An 18,978-nucleotide genomic window follows, 5' to 3' on the forward strand; every position below is an offset into this window, starting at 1 on the left:
TGAATTCTAGCAGGTTTTGAAAAGTCCTGTCAAACTTTGGGGTCTTTCGATCTTTTCGCCAAACCCCTCACCACCTCAACCACCCGCAACCTTCGTCGCAGACCGCCTCAGCAGCGAAGCCTCAAATTCTACACCGGTTTTAAACACCAGATCAACTCGAAGCAGAGAAATTTTTATCTCCCCCTCTTCTCCGCCCAACCACCTGTTTACACAACCGGCCGGGCAGCGAAGCCGCGTAGTATAGCCCAGAAATTCCGCATCCAATCAAAGACGCCACTTTTCGAGCAATTTGTCAGGCGTCAGGCTATCGTAGCCTTCGAAAGGCTGATGAATCCAGGGGTTTGTGGGCAGGAATTCGACAGAGTAGTCTGGAGTGAAGGTGGACAAGCCCTTGGTCCAGATCACGGCGCTGCGCAGCTCCGTGATGGGCTGGTAGTTGGTCTTGAGCATCGCGATCACGGCATTCAGGGTGTGTCCGGAGTCCGCCAAGTCATCCACGAGCAGCACCCGCCCCGCGATTTCTCCCTTCGGCGTGGTGATGAAGCGCGCAATGTCCAGATGGCCCTGCACCGTGCCCGCCTCGGCCCGGTAGGAGCTGGTGGACATGATGGCCAGAGGTTTGTCGAAGATGCGGCTCAGGATGTCGCCCGGTCGTAGCCCCCCACGTGCCAGGCACAGGATCGTGTCGAACTCCCAGCCGGACTGGTGCACCTTCAGTGCCAGTTTCTCGATAAGGTTGTGGTACTCGTCGTAGCTTACGTAGAGGTGCTTGCCGTCTTCTGTCAGCATTGGATACTCCTATTTTTATAGCTTCTAGCGCTTGATACACAAGTGCTCAATGCCAAAATCGTTCAATTCCCTGCGTAAGGATGCCGCATCAGGATGGTGTGATCGCGATCCGGACTGGTGGAGATCATGGCGATGGGCACCCCCGTCACTTCCTCGATGCGCTCCAAGTACTTGCGGGCGTTCGCCGGCAAGGCGTCATACTGCGTCACCCCCACTGTGGACTGGGTCCAGCCTGGCAGTTTTTCATAGACGGGCGTGCAGCGGGCGATTTCTTCCGCCCCCATGGGCAGCAAATCGATGCGCTCGCCATCCAGTTCGTAGCCGGTGCACAGCGACAACTCTTCCAGCCCATCCAGGACATCCAGCTTGGTGATACACAGGCCCGTCAAGCCGTTGACCTGGGCGCTCCGCTTGAGGAGCGCCGCATCGAACCAGCCGCAGCGGCGGCTCCGCCCGGTCGTCACACCCTTCTCAGCCCCCACGGTGCTCATGTGATAGCCCGGCGTTCCGGGCTTCTCCCATTCCAGTTCCGTCGGGAAAGGGCCGCCGCCGACACGCGTGCAATACGCCTTGGTGATGCCCAGGATGTAGTGCAGCATGCCCGGCCCCACGCCAGAACCTGCCGCCGCATTGCCGGCAACGCAGTTGCTGGAGGTCACATAGGGATAGGTGCCGTGGTCCACATCCAGCAGCGTGCCCTGGGCCCCTTCGAAGAGCAGGTTGGCACCTGCCGCATGCGCCTCATTCAGCTCACGCGACACGTCGGCCATCATGGGCCTGAGCATCTCGGCATGGCGCATGGCTTCTTCGAACACCGCCTCGAACTGCACCAGGCCATCCTGGATATAGGGCTTGAGGGCATCGCCGAATTGAAAACCGGCCGAACCCAGGAAGGTGGTCAGCACATGGTTGTGCAGCGCCAGCAGCTCGCGCAGCTTGGCAGCGAAACGCTCCGGGTTCTTGAGGTCCTGCACGCGCAAAGCGCGGCGGGCGATCTTGTCCTCGTATGCCGGGCCAATACCGCGGCCGGTGGTGCCGATCTTCTCGGTGCCACCTTGCTCGCGTGCCGCTTCGCGCGCAACATCCAAAGCCGCGTGGAATGGCAGGATCAGGGGGCAGGCCTCGCTGATGCGCAGGCGCGAGCGGACTTCTACGCCCGCTTTTTCCAGCCCCTCGATTTCTTCGAACAATTTGCCAGCCGACAGAACGACGCCATTGCCGATGTAGCACTTCACGCCGGGGCGCATGATGCCGCTGGGGATCAGGTGCAGCGCCGTCTTGACGCCATTGATGACCAGCGTATGCCCCGCGTTGTGGCCGCCCTGGAAGCGCACGACACCTTGCGCGCTCTCGGTCAGCCAGTCCACCAGCTTGCCCTTGCCCTCGTCACCCCATTGGGTACCGACCACGACGACGTTGCGCCCTTTGCTTGCTTTCATGTCAAACCCGATTCAAATGCTGAAGAAATCTCAAATGGCCCGGACGACCCAGCGGCCGCCCATGTGAACCAGTTCACGGTCGCAGTGGAACTCATCCACCTCGCTGCCATGTCCCGGCAGCATGCACACCACGGTCTCGCCTTGCTGACGCAGGGCGGCGATTGCGATGTGGACATCATCGGTCTCCCCCCAGGGCGCACGGATAGCGGCCCTCAAGGGACGCGGAGACACCACGCTCACCAGCTGCTTGACGTCCAGCAGGCTGAAGCCGACGGCGGGACGGTTGCGCCCGAACACGGCACCGACTTCGTCATAGCGCCCCCCACGCACCAGTGCATCGCTGGCCCCTTGAGCGTAGACGGCGAAACGTGCACCGCTGTAGTAGGAATACCCGCGCAGGTCGGCCAGGTCGAAAGTGACCCTGGCACCCTGGATACGTGCCGCGATGGTTCTCAAATCCGATAGCGCCTGCCGCATGCCTGCATTGGGCTGGAGTCGCTTTTCGGCCTCATCCAACACCGCCGCATCGCCATACAGCTGGAGCAGCGCCATCAGGCCGTCGCGCGATGCAGCCGGGAAATCCTTGGTCAGGCACGCCAATTCGCTCGCGTCTTTGGCAGCCAGTGCCGCATGCACGCGGCTGAGCGCCTGCAGTCCCACCGGCAGCCCTGCGAGCAGGCTGCTGACGATACGCACATCGGCCAAGTCCACGCTGATGTCCTGCACATTCGCGCTGCGCAGGCATTCCAGGGAGAGCTGCACCGCCTCGATGTCGGCCTCGATGCCGGCATGGCCATAGATCTCCGCACCGAATTGCAGCGGTTCGCGCGTGGCATGGGGGCGGTCGGGCCGGGTGTGCATGACGGGGCCGCAATAGCACAGCCGCGTCACACCACGGCGGTTCAGCAGGTGCGCATCGATGCGCGCTACCTGCTGCGTGGTATCGGCCCGCAGGCCCAGGGAACGCCCGGAGAGCTGGTCGACCAGCTTGAAGGTCTGCAAGTCCAGGGCTTCTCCCGTGCCGGTCAGCAGCGAGTCGAGATGCTCCAGGAGCGGCGGCATGACCAGCTCGTATCCATAGCTGCGCGCCGTATCGAGCAGCCCTCGGCGAAGTTCTTCGATGTGCCGGGCCTCGGAGGGCAAGACATCGGCAATGTGATCCGGCAGGACCCAGGCAGACATGGGAGGGGTAGGCTGTTAAAAACGTGATTCTACCGGCAGGGGTGCCCATGCATTCTAGGAGCATCCAGACGCTAGAGCATCGCCAGGGCAATGGCTCCGATCGCTATGCTCAGCAGGCCGCAGAAACGGATCTGCCCATCGCGCAGTTGCAGCATCTGCATGGACATGCGCCGCCAGCCGGCCGGTGATACGAAGGGCAATGCCCCTTCGATCACCAGCACCAGGGCCAAGGCGGGCCAGAGGCTATCCATCCACTCCATGGCTAGGCGCCAGCGGCCGACCGGACAGGCTATTGGCGTGCGCCCGCACCCGGGGCCGCGCCCCGAAAGGCCTTGAAGAAATCGGACGAGGACGGGTCCACGACCATCACGTCGCTCTTGCGGTTGAAGCTCGACTTGTAAGCCTCGAGACTGCGGTAGAACTGGGCGAACTGGGGATCGCGCCCAAAGGCTTCCGCATAGACTCGCGCCGCTTCCGCATCGCCGTCACCCTTGAGCTTCTGGGCATCGCGGTAGGCGTTGGCGATGGTGATCTCGCGCTGGCGGTCCGCGTCGGCACGGATCTTTTCACCTTCTGCCGCGCCCGTGGAGCGCAATTCGTTCGCCACGCGCTTGCGCTCGGCTTCCATGCGCCGGTAGACCGACTCCGTGATCGCCTCCACATAGTCGACACGGGTGATGCGCACATCCACGACGTCCACGCCCCAGGGCTTGGCACCGCGCACGGCCTCCAGCACTTCGCGCTTCACATCCGACATGAGCGCATCGCGCTTGAGCGACAGCAATTCCTTGACCGTGCGGCGGTTGACCTCCTCCTGGAACGCATTGCGCACCACGCGGTTCAACTGCAGCGCGCCTGCGCTCTCGTCGAGGCCCACGTTCCGGATGTACTCGGACGGATCGCTGATACGCCAGCGCACGTACCAGTCGATGACCACGCGCTGCTTTTCCGCCGTCAGCATCGACTCCGTATCGGAGCTGTCGAGGGTCAGCAGGCGCTTGTCGATGTAGCGGACGTTCTGGAACGGCGGCGGCAGCTTGAAATTCAACCCCGGCTCCGTGATCACTTCCTTGATCTGGCCCAGCGCGTACACCACGCCAAATTGCCTTTGGTCCACCACGAACACCATGGAGCTCAGCAGCGCCAAAACCACCAGAAGGGTCGATGCAATAAATCCGATTCTGTTCACATCGCTCTCCTATCGAGACTCGCGGTCACGCGTGCGGCTGGTATCGCGGGCACGCGAATCCCCTGGAAAAGTCGAGGCAGCAGGCGGCAGGCTCGAGCTGGTGGCCGGCGGCGATTCAAGCGCTGCTCCAGGCACCGGTGTCTGCGAAACGCTTTGCATGATCTTGTCCAGAGGCAGGTAGAGCAGGTTCGACCCCTGACGCGACTCCACCAATACCTTGGTGACGTTGCTGTAGATCTGCTGCATGGACTCCAGGTACATACGGTCGCGCGTGACCTGGGGCGCCTTCTGGTATTCCGCCAGGACCGCGCTGAATCGCTGCGTGTCACCTTGCGCCTGCGCCACGATCCGCGCCTTGTAGGCGGCTGCTTCCTCAATGAGGCGAGAGGCCGAACCCACGGCGCGCGGAACGACGTCGTTGGCATAGGCCTGCGCCTCGTTCTTCGTGCGCTCGCGCTCCTGGCCGGCTTTCAGCACATCGTCGAATGCAGCCTGCACCTGTTCCGGAGGTCGCACGCCGCCTTGCTGCAGGTTGATGCCCACCACTTCGACTCCGACCTTGTAGCGGTCCAGGATGGTCTGCATGAGGGTGCGCACGCGCGGAGCGATCTGGTCGCGCTCCTCGGCCAGCGCCGTATCCATCCGCATCTTGCCGACGACTTCCCGTACCGACGTTTCTGCGGCCTGGACCACGGCATCGGCCGGGTTGCGGCTTTCGAACAGCCAGGCGCGGGCATCGTTCAGCCGGTATTGCACGGCGAACTTGATCTCGACGATGTTCTCGTCCTCGGTCAGCATCGCGGATTCGCGCAGCCCCGTGCTCTTGATAATGCTGTCGCGGCCCACATCCGCCGAGCGGATCTGGGTAACGAACACGAGCTCATGGCGTTGGATGGGATACGGAAGCCGCCAATTGAAGCCGGCGTTCACCGTGCTCTTGTACTTGCCGAATTGCGTGATGACGGCCTGCTGGCCTTCCTGGACGATGAAGAAGCCCGTGCCCAGCCATATGAGCACCGCCACCGCAGCAATGAGCCCGACCCCGACGCCCGCATTCTTCATGTCGGGCTGAAAGCCGCCACCACCGCCGCCCGAGGCGCCACCCCAGCCGCCGCTACCGCGGCCACCGAACAGGCTGCCGAGCTTGCGGTTGAGATCTCGCCACAGTTCGTCCAGGTCCGGCGGCTGCCCGCCAGGCCCCGGATCCCGGTTCCTTCCTCCTTGCGGAGGCTCCGTGGGCGGGCGCTCGGGGTCCGGCTTCTGGCCACTCTCCCCCTTGCTGTCGCCCCGCCCCCAGCGCGGATCGTTGAGATTGAACATCCCCCGGATGCGCGCAGGCAGCAGGGCCCAGCGGGAGGTACGATGGTGAAGATTCATGCGCAAGGTCTTTGCTATTCTGAAGACGTAGGAACAGCTGGCATTGTGCCCAATCAGTCGGAAGGGGCCGGTAATTCAGCAGTCCCATTTGGGGTCATCGCATCTTGCGATGCAGCCTGGACCATGGACGCCAGTTGCTCCCGCAAGGCGGCCAAGCCATCGCCTTGCCGCGCACTGACGAAAATGCGGGGCACTTGCCGCCCATCCAATTCATACACATCCTGCACAGCGACAGGCCGCACATCTGCAGGCATGGCATCCAGCTTGTTGAACACCAGGATCTGCGGAATGTCCGAAGCGCCGATCTCTGCCAGCACATGCTGCACCTGCGCTATCTGCTCGGGATACCCGGGATTCGCCGCATCCACCACATGCAAAAGCAGGTCCGCGTCCACGGCCTCCTGCAACGTGGCCTGGAAGGCATCCACCAGACCGTGCGGGAGGTCGCGGATGAAGCCCACGGTGTCGGACAGAGACACGGAGCCGGCCAGTTCTCCCAGGTAGAGCTGGCGCGTCGTCGTATCCAGGGTGGCGAACAACTGGTCGGCGGCATAGGCGCGCGCCTTCACCAGAGCGTTGAACAAGGTGGATTTGCCCGCGTTGGTGTAACCCACCAGGGAGATGTTGAAGGTATCGCGCCGCTCACGCTGCTTGCGCTGGGTGGCGCGCTGCCGCTTCACCTTCACGAGCCGCTCCCTCGTGCGCTTGATGGCTTCGCCGATCATGCGCCGGTCCAGCTCGATCTGGGTTTCACCGGGGCCTCCCCGCGTGCCGATGCCCCCGCGCTGGCGCTCCAGGTGGGACCAGCGCCGGACGAGGCGGGTGCTGAGATACTGCAGGCGCGCAAGCTCCACCTGCAGCTTGCCTTCGTGGCTGCGGGCGCGCTGCGCGAAGATTTCGAGGATCAGCAATGTCCTGTCGTTGACAGGCAGTTGCAGATGCCGCTCCAGGTTGCGCTGCTGCGCCGGGCTCAGCGCCTGGTCGAAAAGCACCTCCTTCGCGCCATGCATCTGCGCCAGGGTGCGGATCTCGTCCGCCTTGCCACTTCCGACGAAAAGAGCGGCATCGGGCGCCTTGCGCTTGCAAGTCAAGCGCGCAACAGGCGCCAAGCCGGCAGTTTGCGCCAGCAAGCCCAGCTCTTCCAGCTCGGCATCGAAGTGAGGAGCACCGAAATCCACGCCGACCAGCAAGACCGGCGCGGATGGTGTGTCAGGGGTGTCGTGGAAACCCAAGGCTGCATGTCCTTGAATACGAAGCGCGCAGGCGCTCCCGGCGCAGCCTCAGGCAAAAAGGCAAGGGCTTACTGGCCGTCGCCGTCACTCGGCTCGGCGGTGGAGAAATTGACGGCCCTGCCCGGCACGATGGTGGAGATGGCGTGCTTGTAGACCATCTGCGTCACGGTATTGCGCAGCAGCACGACATACTGGTCGAAAGATTCGATCTGGCCTTGGAGCTTGATGCCGTTCACCAGGTAGATGGACACCGGGACATGCTCGCGGCGCAGCGCGTTCAGGAACGGATCTTGAAGAAGTTGGCCTTTATTGCTCACGATATTCTCCGTGTTCAAGAATGTTGTTGTAAACCAGCACCTTACCACAGCCCAAGTGCCCTGCGCCGTTCAGGGACTAGAAACCGCCCTGCTGAGGATCAGGAATCGTTCTTGTCCGCGTAAGGGTTCTTCGACGTCTTCATTTCGATGCGCAACGGCGTTCCCACCAGATCGAATTCCTTGCGGAAACGCCCTTCCAGGAAGCGCTTATAGGCATCGGTGACGTGCTCCAGCGAGTTGCCATGGATCACGATGACCGGCGGGTTCATGCCGCCCTGGTGGGCGTAGCGCAGCTTGGGGCGGAACATGCCCGAGCGCTGGGGGCTCTGGAACTGGACCGACTCCAGCAGCAGCCGCGTCAGCACTGGCGTGGGCATCTTGCAGACAGCGGCCTTGTAGGCCTGCACGATGGACGCCCACAGCGGCCCGATGCCCTGGCGCTTCTTGGCCGAGATGAAATGCAGGGAAGCGAACTTGAGGAACGACAGCCGCGACTCGATCGAGCGCTCCAGCTGCTGGCGCCCGTAATCGTCCACGGCATCCCACTTGTTGACGGCGATCACCACGGCGCGGCCGCTCTCCAGGATGTAGCCCGCGATGTGGGCGTCCTGGTCCGTCACGCCCTGAGTGGCATCCAGCAGCAGCAGCACCACGTTGGCGGATTCGATCGCCTGCAGGGTCTTGACGACGGAGAACTTCTCGATCGCCTCGAACACCTTGCCCTTGCGGCGCAAGCCGGCCGTGTCGATCAGCTCGAACTTCTGCCCGTGCCGCTCGAAGGGCACCGAGATCGCATCGCGCGTGGTGCCCGGCATGTCGAACGCGACCAGACGCTCTTCGCCCAGCCAGGTGTTGATCAACGTGGATTTGCCCACGTTGGGCCGCCCCGCCACGGCCAGGCGGATCACATTCTTCTCGGCCTCGCCCGCTGCGTCCTCTTCCGGAAGCGCCAGCGGTTCCAGCGCCATTTCCACGAGGCTGCGGATGCCCTGCCCGTGCGCAGCCGAGACAGGATGCACCTCTCCCAGCCCCAGTTCATAGAACTCGGCCAGCAGCGCACTGTCCTGCATGCCCTCCGCCTTGTTACCCACCAGCACGCAGGGCTTGCCCAGGCGGCGCAGGTAGTTGGCGATGTCGTAGTCCTGCGCGGAAACACCCGCGCGCACGTCCACCACGAAGACCACCACGTCCGCCTCGGCCACGGCCTGCTGCGTCTGCTTGGCCATCTCGCGGTAGATGCCGCTGGAGGCATCGGGCTCGAAGCCTCCGGTGTCGATGACGATGTATTCGTGCTTGCCCAGCCTGCCGTTGCCGTAGTGGCGATCACGGGTGAGGCCGGCGAAGTCGGCCACGATGGCATCGCGCGACTTGGTCAGGCGGTTGAACAGGGTGGATTTGCCCACATTGGGCCGCCCCACCAGAGCGATGACTGGCTTCATTCCCGTTCCGATCAGTCAGGACGGAAGCCGTAGACGCCGCCATTGCGCGTCACGACCACGAGGGTATCCCCCGCCACCACGGGCGTGGCCGCGATGGCAGAGCCATCCGTCGTCAGGCGGTTCAAGGGCGCTGCATCCTCGCGGGACAGCAGGTGGACCAGCCCGGTGCTGTCGCCGATCACGACGGAGCGCCCCAGCAGCAAGGGTGCGGTCAGATCACGGTACTGCAGCCGCTCCGACGACCAGGCGCGCGAGCCATCGGCCCGACGCCACGCGATGACGGTGCCGTTGCTTTCCGTGCCGAACAGCAGGGTGTCGTCGCCATGAATGCCCTCGCTGCCGTTGGCCGGCTGCGTCCAGGCCATCGCGCCGCGTGCCGCGTTGACGCAGCCCACCGTGGCCTGGAAGGCCCGCGCACAGATGCTGTCGCCGACACGGCTGGTCGGGCCCACGATTTCCACGAGCCGCTCGACATCGTTGGTGCCCCGCGGACTGGCCAGCGGTGCTTCCCACCGCACGACACCGTTGTCCGGATTGAAGCCCACCAGGCGGCCCGACAGCCCGGCGACCAGCGTGTCGCCCACCGCCATCAGGACGCCGCCCTGGCGCAGGATCAGGGGCTCGCCGGGGCGCTGCTGGGTCCAGAGCCGGTACCCCGTGGCCGCATCGAAGGCGGAAAGCGACCGGTCGGCCGCCAGCACGAACACGCGGTTGCCGGCCACCAGGGGAGCGGTGTAGGCCTGCGCAGGCAGCGGCTTGCGCCAGATTTCCCGCCCGCCGTCAAGCACGACGACCTGGCTGCTTTGGGTCGTCACCGCAGTCCACCGGCCATCGCTGCCCACGCCCGATGCTAGGGGAGTGTTCAGGCGCGCCCGCCAGATGTCGCCACCGGTGCGGGCATCCAACGCCGCCACCTCGCCGCCGGCGGATGCCAGGGTGATGGTGCTGCCCAGGACGTGCACGTCCACCTGCACACCCGACAGCGAGCCGACTTTGGCCGTCCAGGCCTGCCGCACAGGAAGCACGGGCACGTTGGGGCCCAGTTCCTTGGGCTTGGGCTTGGAAGAGCCGCCCCACAGCGAGCAGCCACCGATACCCACCAGCGCCGTCAATGCGACGGCCATGGCCAGCGGCCGCGCGGTTTGAAAAACGTGTCTCACGCAGCGCTCCCAGGCTGTGCCGCGGACGCGGCATCCACGCGCGCGCCCAGGGCGTTCAATTTGGCTTCCACCAGGCGGCGGTACTCCGCCCGCTCATCCAGCGCCTGGTAGGCGCGGCGGTATTCCGCGACGGCTTCTGGCTTCTTGTCCTGAAGGGCGAGCACATCGCCCTTGCGGTCCGCCACCATGGCGGCGAACTCGACCGGGAAGCTGCCCGACAGCTGGGCCAGCGCATCGTCATAGGCCTTTTCCTCGACCAGGACTCCGGCGAGGCGCAGCTTGCCCAGCGCCCTGTAGCCCTCGTCGGCGGCCTTCTCGGCCACCCAGGCCAGCACGGGCTTCGCGGCATCCCACTTGCCTGCGTCGGCTAGGGCCTTCGCGGCCACCAGACCCGCCTGCCCCGCCTGGGCCGTGCCGGCATAGCCCGACTTCAGGTCGCCGAAGGCCTGCTCCACACGCACCAGGTCGCCGGACTGGGCCGCCGCTTCCACGGCTTCCGCGAGCGCCGCGGCCTGCTGCGCCTGGCGTCCCTGCCAGAACTGGTAACCGTTCCAGGCGGCCAAGCCGCCCATGATGACGATCAGCACCCAAGTGATGAGCGTGCCCCAGGTGTTCCAGAAATGCTTGATCTGGTCGAGTTGTTCTTGTTCCTGGAGGTCGAAGTGATTTGCCATGTTGCGGTTCCGTTCAGCGCAGGGATTGTAGGGTGCCCGCCCAGGCGGGAATATCGGCCAGCAGGCGTTCCAGCTGCTCGCCCTCCTGGCGTAGCGGCTTGACGGTCACGCTGCCGCGCGCCAGCTCGTCGGGACCGAAGATCAGCGCATGCCGGCTGCCGCTGGCATCTGCTTTCTTGAACTGCGACTTCATGCTGCCCATGCCCTCCGTGCCTGCCGCCGGGCTGTGCATCTGCACGGACACGCCCTGGGCGCGCAGGCGCTGCAGCGCGGCCATCACCGCCGGCAGGGATGCAGCGTCGGGAACGATGGCATAGGCGTCGGGCGCCACCACGGGCGAAGGCACTTCCTGCTCCTTGAGCAGCTCCAGCACCCGCTCCACGCCCAGCGCCCAGCCCACCGCCGGCGCCGGTTTGCCGCCCACCTGCTCGATCAGGTAGTCGTAGCGCCCGCCGCCGCAGATCGTGCCCTGCGAGCCCAGCTGGTCCGTCACGAACTCGAAGACCGTGAGGTTGTAGTAGTCCATGCCGCGCACCAGCCGGGGGTTGAGGCTCCAGGCCACGCCGTTGGCATCCAGGATGGCCTTGACGGTGTCGAAGTGCCGCAGCGACTCGGCGCCGAGGAAGTCGATCAGCTTGGGCGCCGCCTCGACGATGTCCTGCATCGCCGGGTTCTTGGTGTCCAGGATGCGCAGGGGATTGCTGTGCAGGCGCCTGCGCGCATCCTCGTCCAGCGCGTCCTGGTGGCGCTCGAAATGCGCGATCAGCGCGGCGCGGTGCGCCTTGCGCTCGTCGGGCTGGCCCAGGCTGTTGAGCTCCAGGCGCACGTTCTGCAAGCCGAGTTCGGCCCACAGCGCCTGCGCCAGCAGGATGATTTCCGCATCCGCCTCGGCACCGGGAAAGCCCAGGGCCTCCGCGCCGATCTGGTGGAACTGCCGGTAGCGCCCGCGCTGCGGCCGCTCGTGGCGGAACATGGGGCCCATGTAGTAGAGGCGCTTGCCGCCGTCGTAGAGCATGGAATGCTCGACCACGGCCCGCACGACACCCGCCGTGGCCTCGGGGCGCAGCGTCAGCTGCTCGCCGTTGAGGCGGTCCTCGAAGGAATACATCTCCTTCTCGACGATGTCGGTCACCTCGCCCAGCCCGCGCACGAACAGGGGCGTGGGCTCCACGATGGGGGTACGGATGTTGCGGTACGCATAACGCGCCATGAGCGAGCGCACCGTGCCCTCCAGCCACTCCCAGCGCGCGGAGTCCGGCGGGAGGATGTCGTTCATGCCCTTGATGGCAACCAGCTTCTGCATCTTGTCCTGTGGAACTTGGAAAATATGAGTCGAATTGGCTTCTAGCGCTTATCCAGCAAGCGCGAGCAGCTATTATTTTTGAATCGCATCGACCACGGGCGCCGCACCGCCGAAGCGCCGGGCGATGTAGCCGTCGACGATGTCCTGGAACTCCCGGGCGATGTTGTCGCCGCGCAGGGTCAGGGCCTTCTCGCCGTCGATGAACACGGGGGCCGCGGGCGCCTCGCCCGTGCCCGGCAGGCTGATGCCGATGTCGGCATGCTTGCTCTCACCCGGGCCGTTGACGATGCAACCCATCACGGCCACCTTGATCTTCTCGACGCCCGGATAGCGCACGCGCCACACGGGCATCTGCGCGCGCAGGTAGTCGTCGATCTGCTTGGCGAGTTCCTGGAAGGTGGTGCTAGTGGTGCGCCCGCAGCCGGGGCAGGCCGTCACGCTGGGCACGAACACGCGCAGGCCCAGGGCCTGCAGGATCTCCGAGGCGACCACCACCTCCTGCGTGCGCGCCTCCCCGGGCTGGGGCGTGAGCGATACGCGGATGGTGTCGCCGATACCCTCCTGCAGCAGGATGGACAGGGCCGTCGTGGAGGCCACGACCCCCTTGGTGCCCATGCCCGCCTCCGTCAGCCCCAGGTGCAGCGCGTAGTCGCAACGGCGCGCGAGCTCGCGGTAGACCGCGATGAGGTCCTGCACGCCGCTCACCTTGCACGACAGGATGATCTGGTCGCCCTTGAGCCCCATCTGCTCCGCGCGCCGCGCGGATTCGATGGCGGAGGTGATGAGCGCCTCGTACATGACTTGGCGCGCATCCCAGGGCTGGGCGCGCTTGCTGTTGGCGTCCATCAGCCCGGCGAGCAGCTCCTGGTCCAGGCTGCCCCAATTGACGCCGATGCGCACGGCCTTGTCCCAACGCATGGCGGCATCGATCATCTGGCCGAACTGCTTGTCGCGCTTGTCGCCCTTGCCGACGTTGCCGGGGTTGATGCGGTACTTGGACAGCGCCTGCGCGCAGTCGGGGAACTCCGTCAGCAGGCGGTGGCCGTTGTAGTGGAAGTCGCCCACCAGGGGCACCGTCTCGCCCATGCGGTCGAGCTGCTCGCGGATGTAGGGCACGGCCGCGGCCGCCTCGGGCGTGTTCACCGTGATGCGCACCAGCTCGGAGCCGGCCTGCGCCAGCTCCTTGATCTGGATGGCCGTGCCGATGGCATCCACCGTGTCCGTGTTGGTCATGGACTGCACGCGCACCGGCGCGTCGCCGCCCACGGTAACGACACGCTCGCCCCAGGCGATCTTCGCCTGCCGGGAGCGGCGCGGCAGCGGAGCCGCCATGGCGATGGGCATGGCCGTACTGGAGCCAGTCATTTACTTCACCTCGAAACGCGCCACGTTCTCACGCGCGACGGTACTGAGATCCATGGGCTTGCCACGCACGATCACGTCCGTGGCATCCGCCCTGCCGATCACCACCGACCAGGGGGGCATCCCCGTCGCGGCAATGCTCTCTCCTGCCTCCAGCGTCTTCTGGGCCAGCACGGCCCCGGAAGCGCTGCGGATCTGTATCCACGAGGACTCGCGGGCACGGATAACCAGCGCCCCGTCGGTCTGCGGCGCAGCCGCGCTGGCAGCCGCGGCGGGAGCTGCCGCCGGCTCCGATGCTGCCACCTGCGGCTCTGCGGCGGGAGCGCCGACCTGCGGCGCAGCCGGAGGCTCCATGGATTGAACCGCAGCAGAGGCGGCCAATGCCAGGGGCTGCGCCTCGGCGACGGCAGGCTCTGCCTGCGCCTGCTGCGGCGCAGCGCTCGCCGCCGGGGCATCGTCTGCGCCCCGCGGCAGGAGCGCGATGGCCACGGCCGCCGCCAGCAGCAGCACCACGGCAATGCTCATCAAGCGCGGCTTGGGCGCTTCCATGCCGCCGCGCCCGAGCCGCACGCCTTCGTCCTTGAAGGATGCGTTGATTCCCTTGTCCGCCTTCAGCCGCGTGGGCTCGCTCTGCGGCAACAGCGCCAGCACGGGCGCCGCATCGACCTTCAGCGTGCGGCACACGCTGGATGCAAGGGCCCGCATGAAGACCGCGTCGGAAAACACGTCATGGCGGTCCGCCTCCAAGGCTTCCAGCTTGCTCACCGGCACCTTCAGCGTGACCGCCAAGGCAGCGATATGGACGCCTGCCGCCTCGCGCATCTGTGTCAGCAATTGGCCCGCAGACAGGTGTGCAGCGGCCTCTGCCTGCGCCCCGACCGGCTCATTCATCGAATGCCCCTCTCTCGAATGCAAGAGCCTCTTTGGACTGCGGGAAGCGCTTGCGCAGCTGGTCACCCAGCTGGCGCATCGCTACGAACTCCCGCAATGCCCGCTCCACTTTGATGCCGAGCCACAAGGACCCGGCATTGGAAAACTCGCCGTTGTTGACGCGGCGGATGTAGAACTGCGCGCGCTTGGCGTCGCCGCGCGCGAAGATGACCGAAGCGAGGTGGTAGCCCGCCACGGGGTTACCCGGATCGATCTCGTAGGCATGGAGCAGCGCCTGCTCCGCCTCGGCGGCCCGTCCGGAGCGCTGGTAGCACAGCCCCTGCGACAGGTAGGTCTTGCCGCGGGCCGCGTAGCCCGGCGTGGCCAGGGCGCGCTCGAACCACTGGTTGGCCTGTTCGTACTGCTGTCTCTGGCACTGCAGCCAGCCATAGTTGTGCAGGATGTCCGGATCGGCCGGCTTCATGGCGTGGGCGCGCTTCAGATTGTCCTCGGCCTGGGAGAGGTCGCCCATTCCCAGGTACGCCAGGCCGCGCAGATGGTAGGCATCGCCATACGAAGGATCGGCAGTCAGGGCCTGGCGGATTTCTTCCAGAGCCACGCTGGTCTGACCCATCTGCAGGTAGTTGGCCGCCAGCTCCAGCCGGATCCGCGCACGCCTGCGCGCGTCGGTCTCGTCCGAAGCGCCCGTGCTGCTCGCCGACGATGCGCCTGCATCGAGGCCTCCGGCCTGGTGGGCGCAGCCCAGCAGCAGCATGCCGGCCATGAACGCACTCGCGGCCCACAGGCATCGGCCGCCCCGTCTCATTCCCCACGCCGTCATGAATAGTCTCCCCTCGATGAAAAGCACACCGTCAGGTGATGGGCTTGAGCTCGATGGTCCGGAGCTTGGCCATGCGCTCCGACACCTTCGTCCGGTCCTTCACGTCCCCGGCCAGCTGGCCGCACGCCGCATCGATGTCGTCGCCGCGCGTCTTGCGCACCGTGGTCACGATACCCGCGTCGCTCAGTATCTTGGCGAAAGCCGACACGCGCGCCGCGGAAGAGCGGCGCAGGCCCGACGCGGGAAACGGGTTGAAGGGAATCAGGTTGAACTTGCAGGAAACCCCGGGCGCCGTCTTCGGGTCCACGAGGGCGATCAACTGGGCCGCATGCTCGGGCTGGTCGTTGACTCCGTCCAGCATGCAGTATTCGAACGTGATGAAGTCGCGCGGCGCATGGTCGAGGTAGCGCCGGCACGCCGCCAGCAGTTCCTCCAAGGGATATTTGCGGTTCAGCGGCACCAGCGAATCACGCAGGGCGTCGTTGGACGCATGCAGGGAGACAGCCAGCGCCACGGGGCAATCCTGCGCCAGGCGGTCCATCATGGGCACCACGCCGGAGGTGGACACCGTCACGCGGCGCCGCGAAAGGCCATAGCCATGGTCGTCGAGCATGATGCGCAACGCAGGCACCAGGGCCGAGTAGTTCTGCAGCGGCTCGCCCATGCCCATCATCACGACATTGGAGATCACGCGCTCGCCATGGCCCTGGCGCTGGCGCTGGCGCAACGCGTGCTCGGCATACCAGAGCTGGGCGATGATTTCGCCGGTGGTGAGATTGCGGCTGAAGCCCTGGTGCCCCGTCGAGCAGAAGCGGCATCCCACGGCGCACCCTGCCTGCGAAGAAATGCACAGGGTACCCCGGTCGTCCTCGGGGATGAAGACGGTCTCCACCGCGTTGCCGCCCCCCACGTCGAACAGCCACTTGATGGTGCCGTCGGCGGACACGTGCTCGCTGATCACGGGCAGGCCCGTCACGTGGGCGCAACCCTTGAGTTTCTCGCGCAAGGACTTGGCCAGGTCGCTCATCTGGTCGAAGCTGCTCGCTCCGCGCTGATGGACCCAGCGGAACAACTGGGTGGCCCGAAAGCGCTTTTCCCCCAGCCGCTCGCAAAAAGCGGCCATCCCATCCAGGTCGAAGTCCAGAAGGTTCGTGGTCATGGCGCTATCGGTCATTCACCCCCATCCGTGCGTTCCAGGTGCCGGGCCGCCGGCCTTGCGCCTGGAACCACTGCATCAGCGTGCGTAGACGTTCAGGGCGGGGAAGAAGAAGGCCACTTCGACCTGTGCAGTCTCGGCGGCGTCGGAGCCGTGCACGGCGTTGGCATCGATGCTGTCCGCGAAGTCGGCGCGGATGGTGCCGGGAGCGGCCTTCTTGGGGTCGGTAGCGCCCATGAGTTCGCGGTTCTTCAGGATGGCGTTCTCGCCTTCCAGCACCTGGATCATCACCGGGCCGGAGATCATGAAGTCCACCAGGTCCTTGAAGAAGGGACGCTCCTTGTGCACGGCGTAGAACTGCTCGGCTTCGGCGCGCGAGAGATGGGCCATGCGGGCGGCGGCGATCTTCAGGCCGGCGGCCTCGAAACGGGCGTAGATCTGGCCGATCACGTTCTTGGCGACGGCGTCGGGCTTGATGATGGAAAGGGTGCGTTCGATAGCCATGTTGATTTTCCTCTGTAGGTATTGCGGTGTTTTTTCGCCCGGCAGGCAGGCCCGGCAGGCAAAACATGGGATTTTAGCTTTTCGCCAATCCCCTACCGGCCGCCGCGGCGTGGTCCGCCATCGCGCTGGCGTTGTTGCGTGCGCTGCCGGGAAAAGCTGTCTGCGCCGATATAGCCGACCGAGGTCCTCATGGGATCCGGCTGCGACGTCCCCGACGAACGCCCCCCGCGCTGGGCGGCGGGCTTGCCGCGGCCGCCCCCGGCCGCAGGGCCCGTATCCATGCGGTTGCGGGCGCCGCCGCCCCGGCGGTCATTCTTCGGCCCGGGCCCACGGCCTGACGCCCCGCCCTTGCCAGGGCCGGCGGGCGCGATGCCCACGGCCTGCATCAAGGCGCGGATGTCGCGCTCATCCAATTCCAGCCAGGCCCCGCGCTTGAGGCCGCGCGGCAGCATCATGGCGCCGTAGCGGATGCGGATCAGGCGGCTCACGGCATGCCCCACCGATTCGAACATGCGCCGCACCTCGCGGTTGCGCCCCTCGGAAATCGTGACCCGGTACCAGCAGTTGACGCCTTCGCCGCCGCCCTCCTCGATGGAGCCGAAGGAGGCCACGCCATCCTCCAGCGCCACGCCGTCGAGCAGCCGCTGTTTCTCTTCGCTGCTCAGGGCGCCCAGCACCCGCACGGCATATTCGCGCTCCAGGCCGAAACGCGGATGCATCAGCTTGTTGGCCAGTTCGCCGGAGCTGGTGAACAGCAACAGTCCTTCGGTGTTCAGGTCCAGACGCCCCACGGACTGCCATTTGCCCTGCGTCAGCCGCGGAAGCTTGCGGAACACCGTGGGACGGTTCTGCGGATCGTCGTGCGTGACGACCTCGCCCACCGGCTTGTGGTAGGCCAGCACCCGCACCGGAGGCGGCGCGATACGGAAGCGGATGGGCTTGCCGTTGACCTTGATCTGGTCGCCATACTGCACGCGCTGCCCGATATGGGCCGGCTCGTTGTTCACGGAGATGCGCCCCTCCAGGATGAGCTGCTCCATCTCCAGGCGCGAGCCCATGCCGGCCTGCGCCAGCACCTTGTGCAGCTTGGGTGTTTCGACCTGCGGCTGCAGCACGCGCTTGGGCGGCGCCAGCTTGGCGTCGGCGTCGTCTTCATCCAGCCGGCCGGACACCACGTCGTCGAAACGGTAGCCATCGTCGCGCGAAGCGTCTCCCGTACGCTGGGCTGGCTTGGCCTCGGCTTCCAGGGCATGGCCCTCCTGGAGCGCAGGCTCTCCCATGGGAGCACCCTCAGCGGCAGTGTCCACAGCCTGCGGTGCCGCGTCCTGTGTCTTGGCGGGCTTGCGCGTGCGCGGCCTGCGCGCCTTCGGCGCATCGCTCCCCGGCCCGGCGGCCGGAACGTCGTTGGAATCGTTCATGGTTCATTTCCTGCGGCACCCACCTGGGTGCCGTCGTCATCATGCGCGTCTGCCTCATCAGGCGGCGCGCCCTCGTCATTCGTGGAGCCGTCTTCTTCCGCTGTCTCCAACGGCGGCTCCTGCTGTTGCGCCCCCTCCTCGGGCGGTGCGCCCAAAGCCTCGAACATGCTGGCCTGCACACCAGGGTCTTCCAGCGTGGGCAACTGGTCCAGCGATTGCAGCCCCAGGTCGTCCAGGAACTGCCGCGTCGTGGCAAACAGCGCCGGGCGGCCCACCGTCTCGCGGTGTCCGATCACTTCGACCCAGCCGCGGTCCTCCAGCTGCTTGATGATCAGGCTGTTGACCGTGACACCCCGTATGTCTTCGATGTCCCCGCGCGTCACGGGCTGGCGGTAGGCGATGATGGCAAGGGTCTCCAGCGCTGCGCGGGTATAGCGCGGCGGCTTTTCCGGATGCAGCCGGTCCAGGTACTCCCGCATCTCGGGCCGGCTCTGGAAACGCCAGCCCGTGGCCACCTGCACCAGTTCCACCCCGCGCAATGCCCAGTCCTGCTGAAGCTCGAGCAGCAGCGTCTTGACCGTATCCGATCCCAGCGCGTCATCGAACAGGGTTCGCAGTTCGCGGATCGAGACGGGCTGCGGGGCACAGATCAACGCGGTTTCTAGAACCCGTTTGGCATCCACCGTATTCATGGTCCAGCAGTTCCGGGTAAGGTGCCGCGCGCAG

The 18,978-nt window shown here is 65.7% G+C and carries 19 protein-coding genes; all 19 read right to left on the reverse strand.

Features of this window, described 5'->3' with window-relative positions; translation table 11 throughout:
- Positions 1–264 precede the first annotated feature (264 nt).
- The 19 genes from AVS7_RS19390 to scpB all read right to left on the reverse strand — a co-directional run bounded on the left by AVS7_RS19390 (position 265) and on the right by scpB (position 18,944).
- Positions 265–789 carry a phosphoribosyltransferase gene (locus AVS7_RS19390; protein ID WP_020229719.1) on the reverse strand — a complete coding sequence of 175 codons (525 nt, stop codon included), beginning with the start codon at positions 787–789 and terminating at the stop codon, positions 265–267.
- 62 nt (positions 790–851) lie between these two features.
- Positions 852–2,228, reverse strand: a complete 1,377-nt coding sequence (locus AVS7_RS19395) for an adenylosuccinate synthase (RefSeq protein WP_020229720.1) — start codon at positions 2,226–2,228, stop codon at positions 852–854.
- Between the two features lie 30 nt (positions 2,229–2,258).
- Positions 2,259–3,410, reverse strand: a complete 1,152-nt coding sequence (locus tag AVS7_RS19400) for an ATP phosphoribosyltransferase regulatory subunit (RefSeq protein ID WP_024001900.1) — start codon at positions 3,408–3,410, stop codon at positions 2,259–2,261.
- A gap of 71 nt (positions 3,411–3,481) precedes the next feature.
- Positions 3,482–3,670 carry a DUF2065 domain-containing protein gene (locus AVS7_RS19405; RefSeq protein ID WP_020229722.1) on the reverse strand — a complete coding sequence of 63 codons (189 nt, stop codon included), beginning with the start codon at positions 3,668–3,670 and terminating at the stop codon, positions 3,482–3,484.
- A gap of 29 nt (positions 3,671–3,699) precedes the next feature.
- A complete protein-coding gene (hflC, locus tag AVS7_RS19410; RefSeq protein WP_024001901.1) occupies positions 3,700–4,599 on the reverse strand; it encodes a protease modulator HflC in 900 nt (299 codons plus the stop codon).
- Positions 4,600–4,608: 9 nt separating this feature from the next.
- Positions 4,609–5,976, reverse strand: coding sequence for an FtsH protease activity modulator HflK (gene hflK, locus AVS7_RS19415; protein ID WP_034691259.1), 1,368 nt, complete (start codon positions 5,974–5,976; stop codon positions 4,609–4,611).
- 53 nt (positions 5,977–6,029) lie between these two features.
- Positions 6,030–7,208 carry a GTPase HflX gene (gene hflX / locus AVS7_RS19420; RefSeq protein WP_034691260.1) on the reverse strand — a complete coding sequence of 393 codons (1,179 nt, stop codon included), beginning with the start codon at positions 7,206–7,208 and terminating at the stop codon, positions 6,030–6,032.
- Between the two features lie 68 nt (positions 7,209–7,276).
- Entirely contained in the window at positions 7,277–7,525 is a 249-nt protein-coding gene (hfq, locus tag AVS7_RS19425) for an RNA chaperone Hfq (protein WP_024001903.1), read from the reverse strand.
- A 98-nt stretch (positions 7,526–7,623) separates the two neighbouring features.
- Positions 7,624–8,964 carry a ribosome biogenesis GTPase Der gene (gene der / locus AVS7_RS19430; protein ID WP_024001904.1) on the reverse strand — a complete coding sequence of 447 codons (1,341 nt, stop codon included), beginning with the start codon at positions 8,962–8,964 and terminating at the stop codon, positions 7,624–7,626.
- A gap of 11 nt (positions 8,965–8,975) precedes the next feature.
- Positions 8,976–10,088, reverse strand: coding sequence for an outer membrane protein assembly factor BamB (bamB, locus tag AVS7_RS19435; protein ID WP_020229728.1), 1,113 nt, complete (start codon positions 10,086–10,088; stop codon positions 8,976–8,978).
- Between the two features lie 32 nt (positions 10,089–10,120).
- Positions 10,121–10,798 carry a tetratricopeptide repeat protein gene (locus AVS7_RS19440; RefSeq protein WP_020229729.1) on the reverse strand — a complete coding sequence of 226 codons (678 nt, stop codon included), beginning with the start codon at positions 10,796–10,798 and terminating at the stop codon, positions 10,121–10,123.
- A 13-nt stretch (positions 10,799–10,811) separates the two neighbouring features.
- Positions 10,812–12,101 carry a histidine--tRNA ligase gene (gene hisS, locus AVS7_RS19445; protein ID WP_020229730.1) on the reverse strand — a complete coding sequence of 430 codons (1,290 nt, stop codon included), beginning with the start codon at positions 12,099–12,101 and terminating at the stop codon, positions 10,812–10,814.
- Between the two features lie 72 nt (positions 12,102–12,173).
- Positions 12,174–13,466 carry a flavodoxin-dependent (E)-4-hydroxy-3-methylbut-2-enyl-diphosphate synthase gene (ispG, locus tag AVS7_RS19450; RefSeq protein ID WP_034691262.1) on the reverse strand — a complete coding sequence of 431 codons (1,293 nt, stop codon included), beginning with the start codon at positions 13,464–13,466 and terminating at the stop codon, positions 12,174–12,176.
- Entirely contained in the window at positions 13,467–14,354 is an 888-nt protein-coding gene (locus AVS7_RS19455) for a helix-turn-helix domain-containing protein (RefSeq protein ID WP_024001905.1), read from the reverse strand.
- Complete coding sequence (gene pilW, locus AVS7_RS19460; RefSeq protein ID WP_020229733.1) at positions 14,347–15,117, reverse strand: type IV pilus biogenesis/stability protein PilW; 771 nt, start codon at positions 15,115–15,117, stop codon at positions 14,347–14,349. The genes AVS7_RS19455 and pilW overlap by 8 nt, the downstream gene beginning before the upstream one ends.
- An 88-nt stretch (positions 15,118–15,205) precedes the next feature.
- Complete coding sequence (rlmN, locus tag AVS7_RS19465; protein ID WP_034691264.1) at positions 15,206–16,333, reverse strand: 23S rRNA (adenine(2503)-C(2))-methyltransferase RlmN; 1,128 nt, start codon at positions 16,331–16,333, stop codon at positions 15,206–15,208.
- A 75-nt stretch (positions 16,334–16,408) separates the two neighbouring features.
- Complete coding sequence (ndk, locus tag AVS7_RS19470) at positions 16,409–16,834, reverse strand: nucleoside-diphosphate kinase (protein ID WP_020229735.1); 426 nt, start codon at positions 16,832–16,834, stop codon at positions 16,409–16,411.
- A gap of 92 nt (positions 16,835–16,926) precedes the next feature.
- Entirely contained in the window at positions 16,927–18,252 is a 1,326-nt protein-coding gene (locus tag AVS7_RS19475) for a pseudouridine synthase (RefSeq protein ID WP_020229736.1), read from the reverse strand.
- Entirely contained in the window at positions 18,249–18,944 is a 696-nt protein-coding gene (scpB, locus tag AVS7_RS19480; RefSeq protein ID WP_024001906.1) for an SMC-Scp complex subunit ScpB, read from the reverse strand. Before scpB ends, AVS7_RS19475 begins: the two co-directional genes overlap by 4 nt.
- Positions 18,945–18,978: the final 34 nt, after the last annotated feature.

It is taken from the genome of Acidovorax sp. MR-S7, from assembly GCF_000400995.2.
Taxonomy (GTDB): Bacteria; Pseudomonadota; Gammaproteobacteria; order Burkholderiales; family Burkholderiaceae_C; genus MR-S7.

Bases quoted from the DNA above. Each gene is read 5' to 3' on its own strand.
- AVS7_RS19390 (WP_020229719.1), bottom strand. From the start codon at position 789: ATGCTGACAGAAGACGGCAAGCACCTCTACGTAAGCTACGACGAGTAC.
- AVS7_RS19395 (WP_020229720.1), bottom strand. From the start codon at position 2,228: ATGAAAGCAAGCAAAGGGCGCAACGTCGTCGTGGTCGGTACCCAATGG.
- AVS7_RS19400 (WP_024001900.1), bottom strand. From the start codon at position 3,410: ATGTCTGCCTGGGTCCTGCCGGATCACATTGCCGATGTCTTGCCCTCC.
- AVS7_RS19405 (WP_020229722.1), bottom strand. From the start codon at position 3,670: ATGGAGTGGATGGATAGCCTCTGGCCCGCCTTGGCCCTGGTGCTGGTG.
- hflK (WP_034691259.1), bottom strand. From the start codon at position 5,976: ATGAATCTTCACCATCGTACCTCCCGCTGGGCCCTGCTGCCTGCGCGC.
- der (WP_024001904.1), bottom strand. From the start codon at position 8,964: ATGAAGCCAGTCATCGCTCTGGTGGGGCGGCCCAATGTGGGCAAATCC.
- bamB (WP_020229728.1), bottom strand. From the start codon at position 10,088: ATGGCCGTCGCATTGACGGCGCTGGTGGGTATCGGTGGCTGCTCGCTG.
- AVS7_RS19440 (WP_020229729.1), bottom strand. From the start codon at position 10,798: ATGGCAAATCACTTCGACCTCCAGGAACAAGAACAACTCGACCAGATC.
- hisS (WP_020229730.1), bottom strand. From the start codon at position 12,101: ATGCAGAAGCTGGTTGCCATCAAGGGCATGAACGACATCCTCCCGCCG.
- ispG (WP_034691262.1), bottom strand. From the start codon at position 13,466: ATGACTGGCTCCAGTACGGCCATGCCCATCGCCATGGCGGCTCCGCTG.
- AVS7_RS19455 (WP_024001905.1), bottom strand. From the start codon at position 14,354: ATGAATGAGCCGGTCGGGGCGCAGGCAGAGGCCGCTGCACACCTGTCT.
- pilW (WP_020229733.1), bottom strand. From the start codon at position 15,117: ATGGCCGGCATGCTGCTGCTGGGCTGCGCCCACCAGGCCGGAGGCCTC.
- rlmN (WP_034691264.1), bottom strand. From the start codon at position 16,333: ATGACCACGAACCTTCTGGACTTCGACCTGGATGGGATGGCCGCTTTT.
- ndk (WP_020229735.1), bottom strand. From the start codon at position 16,834: ATGGCTATCGAACGCACCCTTTCCATCATCAAGCCCGACGCCGTCGCC.
- AVS7_RS19475 (WP_020229736.1), bottom strand. From the start codon at position 18,252: ATGAACGATTCCAACGACGTTCCGGCCGCCGGGCCGGGGAGCGATGCG.
- scpB (WP_024001906.1), bottom strand. From the start codon at position 18,944: ATGAATACGGTGGATGCCAAACGGGTTCTAGAAACCGCGTTGATCTGT.